This window comes from Rhodothermales bacterium, assembly GCA_041391505.1.
Classification (GTDB): domain Bacteria; phylum Bacteroidota; class Rhodothermia; order Rhodothermales; family JAHQVL01; genus JAWKNW01.
Genome location: JAWKNW010000021.1, coordinates 1 through 14,866 on the forward strand (window position 1 = coordinate 1; position 14,866 = coordinate 14,866).

Here is a 14,866-nt window from a genome sequence, read left to right on the forward strand (position 1 = left end):
TGAGGTTCTTGAGCCGCTCTATCGCGTGATCGACGACCTCGCCGGCGAAGTCGCGCTGCCGGAGCGCGTCGCGCACCTCGTGTTCCGTGCGGGCACGGCGGGCGAGGTAGGCAATGGTAAAGCGCCGGGCCCGCAGCCGGGCGTCGTCCTCCAGGATGCGCCGGATGGCCTCCTCGCCGAGTTCGCTGCCCCGCGCGATGGGGTGATCCAGCAGCACATCCTGTTCGATGCCGAAACTGAATACCCCGTCGATGAAAACCGACAGCCGGTTGGCGTTCTTTTTCTGGGGCTCCAGCGCCGTCACGGTGCCGGCGGCGGGCGTCGCCCGGGGTTCATCATGCGCGTCGTCGTAGCTCGGCACGGGGCTGAGGGGTCAGTGAGGGTTGCTGCGGGCGGTTGTGGTAGCCGATACCGTGAGCGAGAGGCTATCCATCGAGATGCCGGCGAGGATGCCGACCGCGCCGTCGATGTTGGATTTCGGCTCGCGCCGCTGCGGCGCGTCCCGCGTGGCGGCGAACTCGGCGTAATCCTCGTGGGATCGCACCAGATACACGGTCAACGCGTGAGGCGGGAAGGGGGAGGTCAGCGAATCGACGGGGATGCCGTACACCCCCTTCCACTGGAGCGACCCGTCAGGACGGGCGGTCATCTCCTGTTCGAGCCGGATGTCGGTCGGCTGGAGGAAAAAATCGATCACGGTCGACGAGAAGGCGATGCGGGGCCGCAGCAGCGTCTCGATCCAGTAGGCGCCGTCGGAGGCGACGTCTTCCGGGCGCCACCACATGGTGACTTCGACGGGATACAGATACCCCTTCTGCGCGCCCACACCCAGCGTATCCAGACGCAGGGAGTCGATCAGGATGGCATCCGCCGGCGTCGCGGGCACCGACACGAGCACGCTGTCGAGCCGGATGGACGGGGGGATGGCCCCTTCCGCGGCGGCCGACAGATCCCGCCAGGCGGCTTCCATGCTGAAGCGGGTATACGCGCTGACGACGAACGGCTGGTCGAGCACCGGCTCGTAGGTCCCGGGTGTGTCGCCGAGGGCATAGGGGATGCGCGTGCCGTCGACGGTGAGGGCGAGGGCGGCATCGTCGATCGCGTTGGGTTCGCCCCCGAGGGGCGTCGTGAGCGACAGGGCGCGCCGGATGGAGATGGCCGGAAGCGGCTGGCCAGTTTCCAGATACCCCTCGATCACGAGCACGTTGTCGTCCGTCGGCGACACGGTATCGCACCCGGCGGCCAGGACCAGCGCCAGGCCGGCCCACGCGACGAGGCGTCGCACGTTATGTCCGCGCCATGCCGGCATCACAGCTCCATTTCCAGTTCGAACAGCGGCAGGATCGGCAGCCCCTTGAGGTCGCGCGGCACCACGATCGACTGCGCCGGGTCGTAGAGGCGGTCGATGACGTTGCGCCGGTTCGTGATGTTGAAGACATGCAGCTGCGCTTTCCATTGGGCGCCGATGAGCGTAAACCGGTTGCTGATCGTCACGTCGAACCGGAGGTAGGGCGGAAGCCGGCCGTTGTTGATTTCAGGGCGGTAGAGATACGCAGTCGGCGGCTCGCCGGTGGGTCCGTTGAGGCTGTAGCGCGCAACGGGCACCGTGAGCGGGTAGCCGCTGCGGGCCGTCGTGGAGAGCGTGACGTTCCAGGTGTTGAAAAAGCGGGTGATGGTCGAGCGAAACAGGCGGGGCGCGTCGTAGTCGGTGGGCCGGTAGTCGGCCAGGGTGCCGTTCGATTCGCGGATGAGCGCGCGGCTGCCGGCGTAGTTCACCCAGAAGAGCCACGGGCCGCGCCGGGCCTGGGCCGTGAACTCCATCCCGTATCCACGGCTCTTGCCCTGGGTGTACTGCGCCAGGAGCGACCCGAGTTCGATACCCGGCCCGATGAGCTCGTCCTTGGTCTGGAATTCGTCGGTCGGGATGAGCACGCGGTCGGCGTGCCGGATATAGGTCTCGGCGGCGAGCATCAGCCAGGGAAACGGGTGGCTTTCGCCTTCGAGCGACGCCTGGTAGCCGGTCGACGGGCGCACCGAGCGGTCGGTCGGAATCCATCGGCTGGATACCAGGTCGTAGATCAGCGAGTAGCGATCGCGCAGGCGCTGCATGAACTGGACCTGCTGGCCGAACGCGCTCCGCAGGACGAGCCACCGCGGATCCGCTACATACTCGACGCTCAGGCGCGGGCTCGTGTACAGGCGCTGCCGGCTGCTGAACCGGCTCAGGCGTACCCCGGGTTGCAGGGTCAGGCGAGACGTCGGGCGCCAGGTATCTTCGAGATAGGTCACCTGTTCGCGCGCGCCGACCGCGCTCGCGTCGGAGGTGGTGTCGATGGCGGATGGCGTTCGCTGGATGCGGGCGTCGATGCTGCTGTTGAAGGCATGGTCGATGGCCTGAAATCCAAACTGGATGTGATGGGCGTCGCTGGCGAAGTAGTCGCCGTCGACCTTGACGCCGAGATCGCGCACGCGGACGTGGTAGTAGGAGTCCACGATGGCGTTGCTGGTCGGGCGGATGAGTGCGCCCTCGTTGGCGTTGTAGCTGGTCCGGTACGCCGTGGTCGTCAGCAGCAGCCGGCGTGAGACGAGGTATTTGTGCTGGAACGAGTAGAGCCGGTTGCCCCAGGAGTGGTCCACCTCGAAGTACAGATCGGCCGGCCTCAGCCAGGACGAAAAATCGAGCGACAGATCGAAGGGAAGCCGCAGGTCGAGGACGTCGCGGCCGGCGTAATACGTGAACGAGAGCCGGTGTTCGTTGCCCGGTTTATAGGCGAGCTTGGCGGTAAAATCGGAGAAATAGTACCCCGTGCGCAGGGTATCCCGCACCCCGCTGCGGTCCTCTACCGGGTGCTCGCGCCCGATGAGTTTGTCGAGGTACGACCGCCGGCCCGACACCATGAACGAACTCCGGCGGGTGAGCGGGCTTTCGAAGAGGAAGCGGCCGCTCAGCGCGCTGAGCGCCACGCGCGCCTGGGGCTGCGTCCGGCTTCCGTCCTTCAGGTTCGCATCGAGGATCGACGAGAGCCGGCCTCCGTGCTGGGCCGGAAACGCGCCGCGATACAGCTTGATGTCCTTGAACGTGTCCGACTGAAAGGTGGAGACGAGGTTAAAGGCATGCCACGGATGATACACCGGGGCGCCATCCAGCAGATACAGATTCTGGTCGGGTGCGCCGCCTCGCACGAGGAGCCCCGTGTTGATGCCGCCCTCCTTGCGTACGCCGGGCGTCCACTGGAGGGTGTTGAAAAGGTCGTTTTCGCTGTTGAACGCCGGCATCGCCTCGATATCCTGTATCGATATCGCGAGGACGCCCGGGATGGGCAGTTCGTCGCGCCGCGAGGGTGCCGGGGCCTCGACGAGCAGGCCGTCGGTCTCCAGTGCGACCGGGTTCAGCGCCAGGAGCGCCCGGCTGCCGGGCGCGGCGAGAGTGGTGTCGACCGGGAGGTAGCCGAGGTACGAGACGCGGACCCGGTGATCGCCGCGTTGCAGGTGCGTGAGCGTAAAGGTGCCGTCGCTGCGGGATGTCGCGCCGCGCTGCTCGTCGATGAGGTAGATGTGGGCGCCGGGCAGCGGCGCCCCGGTCTGGCGATCCACGATGCGCCCCAGCGCCAGGTTGTTCTGTCGGGAAGCGCTCGATCCGGCGAGGCCGGCGCCGCCTTCGATCGCCGGCGCGAGCACGTACTGCTTGGCATGCAGGGAGATCGAGCGGACGTTGGTGTCGACCAGCACGCAGCGCAGCGCCTCTTCAAACGATTCGCCCTCGTAGTGGCACGTCGCCGTGTTCTCCTCGATGAGCCGCACGGAATAGACGAAGTCGACCCCGCTTTTGAGGCTGAGGTAGTCAAGTGCTTCCCGGAGTGGTGCCTTGCGGATGTCGATGGTGATCGATTGGGCGGCCGCCTCATCGGGCAGTGCCATCCGCAGGGCAACGAGAAGCAGAGCCAGTACGGTGAATAGGTTGCGACGCAATGATCCCGGCCTGTCGAGGGTTGGAGTACCCTGATCGCGCGCGCAGAACGCACCGGCGCGCACGTACTAAAGTACCATTCAATCGGCGACGGGTTCAATCCGGACGCGGCGAGCTCCAGCCAAAAGAACCGAGCGGTAGGATCTGCCGGGTGTGCTGTCGTCTGGTCCGGGTGGACCGTCGAGTCGAATCGACTTCGATCTTACACCCCATCGCTTCAGGTCATTCGTACAGCGTTTCGCTGCAGTGCGTGAGGTCAGATCGTAAGACGGATCGGGCGGGGACGTGGTTACACGATGGGCGAAGGCCGGCCGGCTGGAGGTTACGGCGCGCCGGTGGCGAGATGAAAAGCGGCCCCGTTGCGGTCGACATGCCCGTTGAAGGCGGTGGCGAGCAGGTTCATCGTTTGATCGATGGAGAGGCTGTCCGGCGACAGCGTGGCCGTGAACCGCTCCTCTTCCAGCGAGGGGGCGACGGTCACTTCCGCGCCATAGGTGCGGCTCAGGTGGCTGGCTACGTCGCGGAGCGGGGTGTCGTGAAAGACGAGATAGCCGGACCAGCTCAGCGTGCGCGTCATGTCCTGCACCGCAACCGGGGGCGTCGGCGCGCGCAGGACCTGGATACGACTCATCTCGCCCGGCGCCAGCGTCACCGGAGGATGATTCCAGCGGCGGGAGGTGACGGACACCTGGCCGTTGGCCAGGATGACGCGCGTTTCGGCGAGGCTGGCTTCAACGCTGAAGCTGGTCCCGATCGCGCGCGTCAGCGCCGCCGGCGTCTCCACGACAAACGCTTCATTGCCCGGGATGATGTGGAAAAAGGCCTGGCCGCGCAGCGAGACCGTCCGGGTGTACGCGGGCGCGTCGTCGCGCCGGCGATACGACAGGCGCGACTTGCCGTGCAGCCGGATCGTGGAGCCGTCCGCGAATACGATGTCCTCGCTCTGCCCCGGATCGGTGCGGACGACGACGAGGTGTTCGCTGCGCCAGGCATAAACGGACAGGCTGCCAACCACCGCAAGGATGACCAGCGCGCCGGCCAGACGATTTGACCACAGGGCGCGTACACCGCGTCGGCGGCTCGGGGCGCGATCGCGCCGCGCCGGCGCCGCGGGGACCTCTTCCCAGAGCTGGCTGAAATCCCGGCTCGCCTCGCGGATCTGGTTGGTGACGTCCTCGAGCCCGGGATGCGCTTCCAGCGCCGCGCGCAGCGCCGGCATGCCGGCGTGCAGGCGTGCCGATTCTTCGTCGCTCAGGGCAACGCCTTCCGCTTCCAACGCATACAGTACGAGCAGGGAGCGGTCGGGCACATCGTGGTTCAGGCGTTCCCGCACGTGCGCGCCCAGCATCTGCCAGCGCGTCAACAGGGTCCTGAGTTCGGGATGGGTCTCCAACTCATCGCGCAGCGCCCCACGCTCTTCGGGCGTTAGCTCGTCGTAATGCAGGATGGCTTCGTAGGCGTCGCGCATGAACTAGGGGACGCGGGCTGGCGCTCTGGTTAGAAGAGTGGTTTGTGTCGTGGGGTCGAACACAACAATAGCCGCTCCAAACGTCCACCGGGTAACGGCATGGAGGGAAATAAAATGAAGAAGCCCACTCGGTGACGAATGGGCTTCGATAAAAAGGGTTCATGGTGTATCCGGCTCGGATCAGGACTTCATGGCCAGGGATCTCCTGCTCGCCGTCCTGGCGTCCTCGACATGCGGGCTGCATCGACCTGGTAATCCACCGGTCAGATGTTCTGAGGGTCTCCCGGCTCGGCTGCTTTCTGGCGCGCGGGGATGATCGGGGCCGGCACCTGCATCCGTCTGGCGTATTCTGCCGAATAGCCATCGCGGGCTTCAAGGTTGTGCGGGTAGGGGGTTTTCGGTTCGGCCTTTTTCTGCCTGGCCTTGATGGCCGTATCGATCACGTGCTGTTCCAGCAGCATGGTCTCGGATGAGACCGCTGTTTTATGCCAGACTACGGCCTGTTTCGTCGTATCGCCCGGAGTGTCGCCATCCGTTGTCGCAACACCGAACAAAAAGCCAAACGCAAAGAGGAAAATGACGAAAGGAAACATCGATCTAAAAGAAGCCCGGTTTTTTCCTGGCAGTGTCTGAAAAATCGTCCGGGTGATTCGTGCGCATCCGGCGATCCACCTGGAAGGCGCCGGATCCCGAAACACGTTCAGGATACGGTTCTGTCTGATCGATTTTTCAGACAGACCTAGTACACTTAATGTACGCATTGATTGTGCCTGATTGCGGGGATAACTGTAAAAAAGTTAGTCGATACTAACGGACCGCTCGACCGCTCGATCGGGTTGAGCGGTCCGTTTATTAGCATCATGCGCGGATTGTATCATCGTCAGATGTTGCGGGGATCGGACTCGTCGTGGGAGTCGCCGCCGTTGCCACCGCCATTGCCGTCGCCGCCCTCGTTCTGGACGGGGGTGGGTTCGGGCCCGGCGAGGGATGCGGCGTTGCAGCCGGCGAGGAAGGTGGCGCCGGCGAGGCTGAGGACGACGACGAAGGAGCGGAAGGAGAAGCGGATGGTGTTCATGGTAGAGACCTCAAAAAGCGTGAAGGTGAAGTAGAAAGCGGGGAATCAGATGTTGCGGGGATCGGACTCGTCGTGGGAGTCGCCGCCGTTGCCACCGCCATTGCCGTCGCCGCCCTCGTTCTGGACGGGGGTGGGCTCGGGCCCGGTGAGGGACGCGGCGTTACAGCCGGCGAGGAAGGTGGCGCCGGCGAGGCTGAGGACGACGACGAAGGAGCGGAAGGAGAAGCGGATAGTGTTCATGGTGTACCTCTGGGTGTTGGTTGAGGCGGACATTCAGGAGGTCCGCCGGGCTGGAAACAGGGGAAAAAGGGGAAACAGGCCATACCCGTTGAGCCGACCTCGGTCCGGACGTATTGCGGGATGCGCAATAGCCGACCCCGGCCGACGGATCGGCTGACGAGGGATGCTTGCAGTGTCGGGTTATTGGTAAAGGAAACCTGATACGTGCCCGGTCGGGGCACATCTAGAACAGCGAGGTGGGCGAAAAACGGAAATCATGCGGGCGCAAGCCGTCGGGAGAGGGCGGCGGCGGGGCATGCTTTCGTTTGATGCAGAGAGGAATGGCCTGAGCCACGGTGCGACGACCTCTCTGGCAGGACAGAGCCGGCTCCCTCACGGACGGGACGTGTTCTTAGCGACGGGGAGCGGGTGGAACGAAGGAATGTGGAAAGTCCGTTCGTTCGAGCCCTGGACCGGGCGGATGCGGACTCACATACTACTTACAGGTTATTGAACGTTTAGGTTAACGGCACACAGCAACGGGGTGCCCGCGTGCCGGCTAAACAGGAAGAGGAGGCTTCGGGGGTCGAAGCTACTCGTTGGGGCGGCTGGTGCCGAGTGGGGTTGGCGGTAGGCGCCCGGAGGGTCGTTGTGCAGCATAACCCGGGCAGGGTTATGCTGTGAGGTCGGAAAATAAGTTGGTACGCGCTACAAAATCCCCACACACCTGTGAAGATTTAGAAACAGATTACTTAAGTAATCCTTCCTAACTTGCGCGATTTATGGCGTGGCCGGCAGCGTTTACCGGCTAAGCCCGGCAGTGCGATCACCCATCCGGAATACCTCGACCTGCCGTTTCAAGCTCACTGAAATTCGTTGCGTCTTGCGGCACCGGGGCGTATGTTTCGCCTGTTCGCCACGACAGTCATCACCCACTTTCTGTAGCCTTGCCTCGCTTCTGGCATGCTCCTGTCTCTGCGATTTTCTGACCCGCATCGCGCCCCCACAGCCTGTCTACGCATCTGTTATCTCGCAGCGCCTATCTGATGAAGCATGTATTCGTTCATAGTGCCTGGTTGCTCCTGTTTGGTATGTGCTGGCCGGTTTTCGCACAGGATGCCCCCTATCACGAGCAGGTCGGCTACGCGTACGATCTCCATCGTTTTCCGGCGGAAGCCTACGCCGGCCACGGACAGAACTGGGGCGTGGTGCAGGATCGGCGCGGGATCGCCTACGTTGCGAACCACTCCGGCATTCTCGAATACGACAGCGCGCGCTGGCGACGCATCCGGATGGCCAACGGCGAAGGGGCCTTTTCCGTCGCCCTGAGCGACAGCGGCGTTGTGTTTGTCGGCGGACGCGGCGAAATCGGATACCTCGCGGCCGACTCGCTGGGCGCCATGCAGTTCGTGTCCCTCCTCGGGTACGTGCCGGCGGACCGGCGCAACTTCACCTACGTCTGGAATACGGTCCGGACATCCCACGGCGTCTTTTTCCAGACCAACAAACGCATTCTTCGGTGGGACGGCCAGGCCATGAAGGTTTGGGATTCCGACCTGCGCATGCACACGGCCTTCGGCGTGGAGGATCGATTTTTTGTGCGCACCGATTCGATCGGCCTCCAGGAGATTTCCGGCGACGAATTGCACGCCGTGGCCGGAGGAGACCTGTTTGCCCGGAAGCGGATCGTGTCGATGACGCCGGCGGGTGCCTCCAGCATACTCATCGCCGCCCAGAAGGGGATCGACGGTCCGCTCGAATTGTACCTCATGGTCGAGGGCGACATCTCCCCGATCGAGGTGGACGACCACCTGAAAGGCAGTGAGATCGCCTATTATAATGGTGTGGCCCTGCCCAGCGGCTATCTCGCGCTGAGCACGATGGGCAGCGGCGTCGTTATCATCCGCCGGGATGGGCAGCTCATTCAGGTCCTGGACGAAAACTACGGGGTCCCGCGCGACGGCAACGGGATGCACGTGGACGCCAACGGCGGGCTCTGGATCGCGCACAACGCGAACGGGGTCTCGCGTGTCAACGCGCCCGTGGCGCTCACCGAGTTCGGTCCCTCGCACGGCCTGCCGGAAGTGCACGACATGATTCGTTTCGGCGACCGGTTTTATACCGCTTCCGCCAACGGCATATTCCGTCTCAAACAGCGCGATCCGTCGGATGGGGGGCTCTACAACCCCCGGGCCTTTGAAGCCGTCGCCGAGAAGCCGCTCACGGCCTGGGCTTTCGCCGCCTTCCGGGGCGAATTGTTCGCCGGCACCGAGGAAGGCGTGATGCGCCTCGCCGGCGACCGGTTCAAGCTCCTGCCCCTGGAGGAGCCGATCAAAAACGTGCGCCGCATCGTAGCGTCCGAGCGGTACCCGGATCGGGTATACCTCGGGATGCAGAAGGGGCTCGGGCGGCTCGAGAAAAAAGGCAGCACCTGGGACGTGGTTCGCTTCGCCGATGAAATCAGCGATCCGGTGCTTTCCATGAGCGAGGAGGGCGATGGGACGCTGTGGGTCGTGACGCGCAGTTCGGAAAATGCGCTGTGGAAGATCCGCTTCGCCGGCCCGTCCGACCGCACCGGCGTCATCACCCGCATCGACCCCGAAGCCATGCCCTGGGACGGCCACGTCGTGCTCGCCGCCGTCGACGGGACGATGCGCTTCGTGCCTCGTCGCGGGCTGTTCATGCATGAAACGGACGGCGCCGGCGCGGACCGCTTCGTGGCGGATACGCTGCTCGCCTCGCCGCACATCGTGAACGATTCGCTGGTCACGCTATCGGAGATCGGCGATGTCGTGTGGCTCGTGTACCGGGATCATCTGGTTTATGCGCAGAAAACTGAGGAGGGCGGCTACGTGCGTCATACCCTGGAGGAAGTGAACATGCCGCGCTGGGGGGCTTCGGTGTCGGTGTACGAGGATCACTACGGGACGATGTGGATCGCCTGCGGGAGCAACCTCTATCGGTATGTGGAGCGGCTCGACACCGGCGTGGATCGCACGGTCTATTTCAACCCCCTCATCCGCCGCGTCACCATCGCGGCCACCGATTCCTTGCTGCTGGCCAACCCCGGCGAAGCCTGGACGCAGTTCGGGACGCGCCTCGAACTGGACCATGAGACGAACGACCTGACGTTCGACTTTGTGCTGCCGGAGTATACGACGCCGGATGAGGTGCTCTATAAATACAAGCTCGAGCACTTCGACAGTCGCTGGTCGGATTGGTCGCCGGCTACGTCCGCCACCTATCGCAACCTCGGGGCCGGCGTGTATGAGTTCAAGGTGCAGGCGCAGACGCGCTCGCACCTGTTCACCAACGAAGTATCGGCCTCGTTTCGCATCCATCGGCCGTGGTACTGGAACGGCCTGGCGTGGACCCTGTACGGGCTCATCCTGCTCACGCCGGTCGTGCAATTCGTCCGGCATCGCCGCGCACGGGAGGAATTGAAGGAGCTGGAGCGTGAACGCTCGGTCAACCAGCGGCTCAACGAGGCGAATAGCCAGCTCCGCACCGCCAATGAGACCCTGAAGCAGGCGAACAAGCTGAAGGACGAGTTCCTCGCAAACGCCTCGCACGAGCTGCGTACCCCGCTCACCGCGATTCTGGGGTTCACCGACGTGCTGAAAGAAGAAATCCCGGCCGGTCAGATCGAATTTCTGGAATTGATCGACGAGAACGGCAAGCGTCTGCTCAAAACGATTAATTCGTTGCTCGATCTGACGAAACTCAGGGCCGGGATGCTCGAAGTGCGCCTGGAGGTGCTCGACATCTGCGAGAAGTCGGAAGAAGTCGTCGACATGATGTCGCAGCTGGCCAGAAACAAGCACCTGCACATGCATGTGCGGCGGCCCGATGCGCCGATCGAGACGTTGCTCGATACGCATTGCTTCGAGCGCATCATGTATAACCTGATCGGGAATGCGATCAAGTTCACGGATGAAGGCGAAATCGCGGTCGAGGTGGAACAGGAAGGGAACGAGGTCCGGATCCATGTCAGCGACACGGGGGTGGGCATCGCGGAGAGTTTCATCCCCCATTTGTTCAGCGAGTTCAAACAGGAGCCGCGCGATGACGGTCAGCCGGAAGGCAGCGGCCTCGGCCTGGCTATCACGTCGCATCTGGTCGACCTGATGGGAGGCCGGATCCTCGTCAAAAGCGTAAAAGGCAGCGGCAGCACCTTCACCATCGTCTTTCCGATCCATCGGGAAGCCGGCGACGGGCATGCCGCATCCAGCGCTTCGGGGGATTGGACCGAGTCGGCCTCAACCCCCTATCCTTCTTCATAACGGACCTTACGTATCCCGCATCCGATGGCGCGGATCTCACGCGGCTGGGGCGCGGTGTATCGGGTCCGTTCATAAAAACCACGATCATGCGTCCGGTCTGGCGGCTCACGCGCGCGTTTTTTTCTACCCTGGCGCATTGCGTTCATCTGATCCTCACGCTGCATCGCGTGCCCGAGGCCGATCGGCCCCGGTACCGCGCGTACAAGCAGCAAGCCGGCTGCCGCGGCATCTGCCGCGCGCTCGACGTGGAGGTGCAGCTCCATGGCGAACTACCGTCTCAAGATGGGATGCTCGCCGTCAGCAACCACCTCGGGCTGCTCGATACGGTGGCCATCGCATCGCGCCTGCATGTCACGTTTGTTTCCAAGGCCGAAGTGCGGCACTGGCCGTTCGTGGGCTGGGTGACCCGGCTGGTTGGCGTCATCTTTGTAGAGCGTGAGCGCAAGATGCAAACCGGGCAGCTGGTCGAGCAGGTCCAGCAGCGGCTCAGGGAAGGCGTCTCCGTGCTCGTCTTTCCGGAGGGGACGACCAGCAACGGGACGGGGGTGCTCACCTTCAAGACCGGCTCCTTCGCGGCCGTAGCGGGTCTCCCCGACACCGCCGTCCTGCCGCTCTGTCTGAAAGGCGTTTCGGTGGCCGGGCGCGAGGATCCCGCTTTCCTGCGGCAGGTCTTGACTTGGACGAGCGAGACCACGATGTTCAAGCATGCGTGGCAACTTCTGAAAGCCAAGCGCATTGTTATATCGCTGCATGTCGGCGAGCCGGTGGCCACGGCCGGGCGGGATCGAAAAGAGCTGGCCCGGCTCACACAGGAGGCCGTCGAATCCCTCGGCGGCTTTCGCATCAGCGAAGGCGCATCCTCCTGAACGGCCGCTCGCTTCGTGGCCCATCGCGACCGCTCCCCGAGACCGCTCCCAGCGCCCCAACGATACCCTCCGATGTAACGTTATCTGGCAACACACGCATGGCTGACGCAAAAGACGCACATGGCATTCGCCTGCTCACGGGCATCGGACTCGTGGTGATCGGGCTGCTGGCCGGCATTCTGTTCATGCTGTTCGTCATCCAGTCGCAATCCCGCCTGGCGGAGACGCCGACGGTTGTCGAGCGGGTCGACCTGGATCCCGAGGAGTCCCTGACGCCCCCGGTCTATTCAGACACGGCGCAGGCGGTGCCCCAGGTGAGTATGATGGCGCTGAGCGAGACGTTCCGGCATGTCGCGAGCATCGTAAAGCCGGCGGTCGTGTTTATCCGGGTGGACATGGAAGTCGACGAGGCGCAGCGCCGCTGGCTGCCGAGCTTCCGCTCGCCGCGCCAGAGTGTCGGCAGCGGCGTCATCATCAGCGAGGACGGCTACATCGTCACCAACAATCACGTCGTCGACAACGCGCAGCAGATCTGGGTGACGCTCGACGACAAGCGGCATTACCCGGCCGAGGTGATCGGTACCGACGCCTCCACGGATCTGGCCGTCATCCGCGCCATCACCGACGAGCGGCTTCCCAAGACGCGGATCGGCAATTCGGATCAGGTCGCCGTGGGCGACTGGGTGATCGCCATCGGCAACCCGTTCCGGCTCACGTCGACCGTCACCGCCGGCATCGTCAGCGCGCTGGGCCGGCAGGTCAATATCATAGAGGACAATTTCAGCATCGAGGATTTCATCCAGACGGACGCGGCCATCAACCCCGGCAATTCGGGCGGCGCGCTGGTCAACCTCGAGGGCGAACTCATCGGGATTAACACGGCCATCGCCACGGAGAGCGGGTCGTATGAGGGCTACGGGTTCGCCGTGCCGGTCAACCTCGTGGACCGCGTCGCGCGCGACCTCATCGCCTACGGCGAGGTTCGCCGCGGATTCCTGGGCGTCGAGATCGGCGACATCAACGCCGAGCTGGCGCGGGATCTGGGGCTCGACCGCATCGGCGGCGTGCTGCTGACGGGGGTGCACAACGGAACCCACGCGCATGAAGCCGGCCTGAAGCAGGGCGACGTCATCCTCGCGATCAACGGCCGGCGGGTGGATGCCACCAACGAATTGCAGCGCACGGTGGCCCGCTTCCACCCGGGCGATCTCCTCGAATTGCAAGTCTGGCGCGATGCGTCGATCCGCCTGTTCCATGTGCGTCTCCTCGGGCGCGACGATCCGGGGTATCAGACCTGGATCAGCGACCTGCAGCGCCGCAGCGAGCGCCAGGGTCCGTCACTCGAGGCGCCGGAGCGGCCTGAAGAGGCCGAGGCGACCTTCGAGGTCAAATCCTGGGGTCTGGGCTTGCAGGCCGTCGGCGACCGGGCCCGTACGCGGTTCGGCGTGGATCATGGCGCGTATGTCGCCTACGTGGCGAACGGCAGCACGCCGTCGCTCGCCGGCCTGCCGCGCGACGTGGTCATCACCGCGCTGAACGACCAGGAAGTGTATTCCCTCGAAGTGGCCGTGGGGCTGCTCGAGAAGCTGGCACGCGAGGGCGAGCCGGTTGTGTTCCAGGTGCGCCGGCAGGACGGCCGCATCGCGTTTTACGAAGCAGACGTACCGGCTTCACTGGAGACTACCCCCTGATGATTCGATATCTGACGGCCGGCGAATCGCATGGCGAGGCGCTGATCGGCATCGTCGAGGGCGTGCCGGCGGGCATCCCGCTGGTGGCCGACGACATCAACACCCACCTCGCCCGCCGCTGGCTCGGTTTCGGCCGCGGCGGCCGCGCCAAGTTCGAAAAGGATCTCGTCCACTTCTATTCCGGCGTCCGCTTTTCGCAGACCATGGGCGGCCCCATCGCGCTGAAGCTCGAAAACGAAGCCTATCAGAAGGACAAGTCGGGCTGGCCCGTCGTCATGGCCGTGGACGGCCGTGGCGAGGGGGTCGAGCCTATCACGCTGCCCCGCCCCGGACATGCGGACCTTACCGGCGTGCAGAAATACCGGTTCGACGACATCCGGCCGGTCATCGACCGATCGAGCGCCCGCGAGACGGCCATGCGCGTCGCCTGCTGCTCGATCGCCCGGCAGTTCCTCAAGCAGGTGGGCATCGAGATCGGCAGCCATGTGGTGCGCATCGGGGAAGTTGGATATGACAGTCCCGACGCGTGGCGCGACCGTGTGGCCGACATCACGTCCGCCGGCGCCGAGACACTCAATACCCTGGCCGACGGCAGCGAAGTGCGGATGCTGGATGCCGACCTGTCCCAACGCTGTATCGAGCACATCAAGCAGATCAAGCAGCAGGGCGATTCGCTCGGCGGGCAATACGAGGTGATCGTGACCGGGGTCCCCCCCGGGCTGGGCTCCTATGTTCAGTGGGACCGCAAGCTCGACGGGCTGCTCGCCCAGGCCATCCTCTCGATTCAGGCGCAGAAGGCCGTTGAGATTGGCGACGGCGTCGATGCGTCGCGCGTGCCCGGATCGCGTTTCCACGACCCGATCGACAAAAACGGGGCCTCCTACCCACGGCGTTCGAACCACGCCGGCGGGATCGAGGGGGGCATGTCCAACGGGATGCCCATCGTCGTGCGCGGTTTCATGAAACCCATCCCCACCCTGATCAAGCCGCTCGGCACCGTCGACATCGCGTCCGGCGAATCGACCCCGACCCGCTACGAGCGCAGCGACGTCACGAGCGTGCCGGCGGCCTCCACCGTGGCCGAAGCCGTCGTAGCCGTCACGATAGCCAACGCCTTTCTGGAGAAATACGGCGGAGACAGCCTGGCGGAGATCCTCGAGCGGTACGGGGGTTCGAACGCGTAGCTTTTTACAGTTTAAGGTTCGAAGTTCAACGTTCAAGGGCCATTTCGAGGTGGCATTCATGGGATGTCGCTAGTTGCTCTCTTGCCCGGGCGTGTAACGTTCATGCCTGCATT

The 14,866-nt window shown here is 64.2% G+C and carries 11 protein-coding genes; 4 read left to right on the top strand and 7 right to left on the bottom strand.

Annotated elements, in window-relative coordinates:
• The 7 genes from R2834_17560 to R2834_17590 form a co-directional block, all read right to left on the bottom strand.
• Nucleotides 1-361, bottom strand: a 361-nt coding sequence (locus R2834_17560) for a hypothetical protein (protein ID MEZ4702146.1), incomplete at its 3' end; no start/stop codon positions are given.
• Between the two features lie 12 nt (nucleotides 362-373).
• Nucleotides 374-1,285, bottom strand: coding sequence for a hypothetical protein (locus tag R2834_17565; protein MEZ4702147.1), 912 nt, complete (start codon nucleotides 1,283-1,285; stop codon nucleotides 374-376).
• A 23-nt stretch (nucleotides 1,286-1,308) separates the two neighbouring features.
• On the bottom strand, nucleotides 1,309-3,918 hold the full coding sequence (locus tag R2834_17570; protein MEZ4702148.1) for a TonB-dependent receptor: 2,610 nt from the start codon (nucleotides 3,916-3,918) through the stop codon (nucleotides 1,309-1,311).
• Nucleotides 3,919-4,289: 371 nt separating this feature from the next.
• Complete coding sequence (locus R2834_17575) at nucleotides 4,290-5,435, bottom strand: FecR domain-containing protein (protein ID MEZ4702149.1); 1,146 nt, start codon at nucleotides 5,433-5,435, stop codon at nucleotides 4,290-4,292.
• 263 nt (nucleotides 5,436-5,698) lie between these two features.
• On the bottom strand, nucleotides 5,699-6,028 hold the full coding sequence (locus R2834_17580; GenBank protein MEZ4702150.1) for a hypothetical protein: 330 nt from the start codon (nucleotides 6,026-6,028) through the stop codon (nucleotides 5,699-5,701).
• Between the two features lie 287 nt (nucleotides 6,029-6,315).
• A complete protein-coding gene (locus R2834_17585) occupies nucleotides 6,316-6,510 on the bottom strand; it encodes a hypothetical protein (GenBank protein MEZ4702151.1) in 195 nt (64 codons plus the stop codon).
• Between the two features lie 45 nt (nucleotides 6,511-6,555).
• Nucleotides 6,556-6,750, bottom strand: a complete 195-nt coding sequence (locus R2834_17590; protein MEZ4702152.1) for a hypothetical protein — start codon at nucleotides 6,748-6,750, stop codon at nucleotides 6,556-6,558.
• A gap of 1,070 nt (nucleotides 6,751-7,820) precedes the next feature.
• Here R2834_17590 and R2834_17595 point away from each other — a divergent pair.
• The 4 genes from R2834_17595 to aroC all read left to right on the top strand — a co-directional run bounded on the left by R2834_17595 (nucleotide 7,821) and on the right by aroC (nucleotide 14,753).
• Complete coding sequence (locus R2834_17595; GenBank protein MEZ4702153.1) at nucleotides 7,821-11,012, top strand: ATP-binding protein; 3,192 nt, start codon at nucleotides 7,821-7,823, stop codon at nucleotides 11,010-11,012.
• A gap of 86 nt (nucleotides 11,013-11,098) precedes the next feature.
• Complete coding sequence (locus tag R2834_17600; GenBank protein MEZ4702154.1) at nucleotides 11,099-11,878, top strand: lysophospholipid acyltransferase family protein; 780 nt, start codon at nucleotides 11,099-11,101, stop codon at nucleotides 11,876-11,878.
• A 98-nt stretch (nucleotides 11,879-11,976) separates the two neighbouring features.
• Nucleotides 11,977-13,569: a trypsin-like peptidase domain-containing protein gene (locus R2834_17605; GenBank protein ID MEZ4702155.1), complete on the top strand. Its 1,593-nt coding sequence runs from the start codon at nucleotides 11,977-11,979 to the stop codon at nucleotides 13,567-13,569.
• Entirely contained in the window at nucleotides 13,569-14,753 is a 1,185-nt protein-coding gene (aroC, locus tag R2834_17610; protein MEZ4702156.1) for a chorismate synthase, read from the top strand. The genes R2834_17605 and aroC overlap by 1 nt, the downstream gene beginning before the upstream one ends.
• Nucleotides 14,754-14,866: the final 113 nt, after the last annotated feature.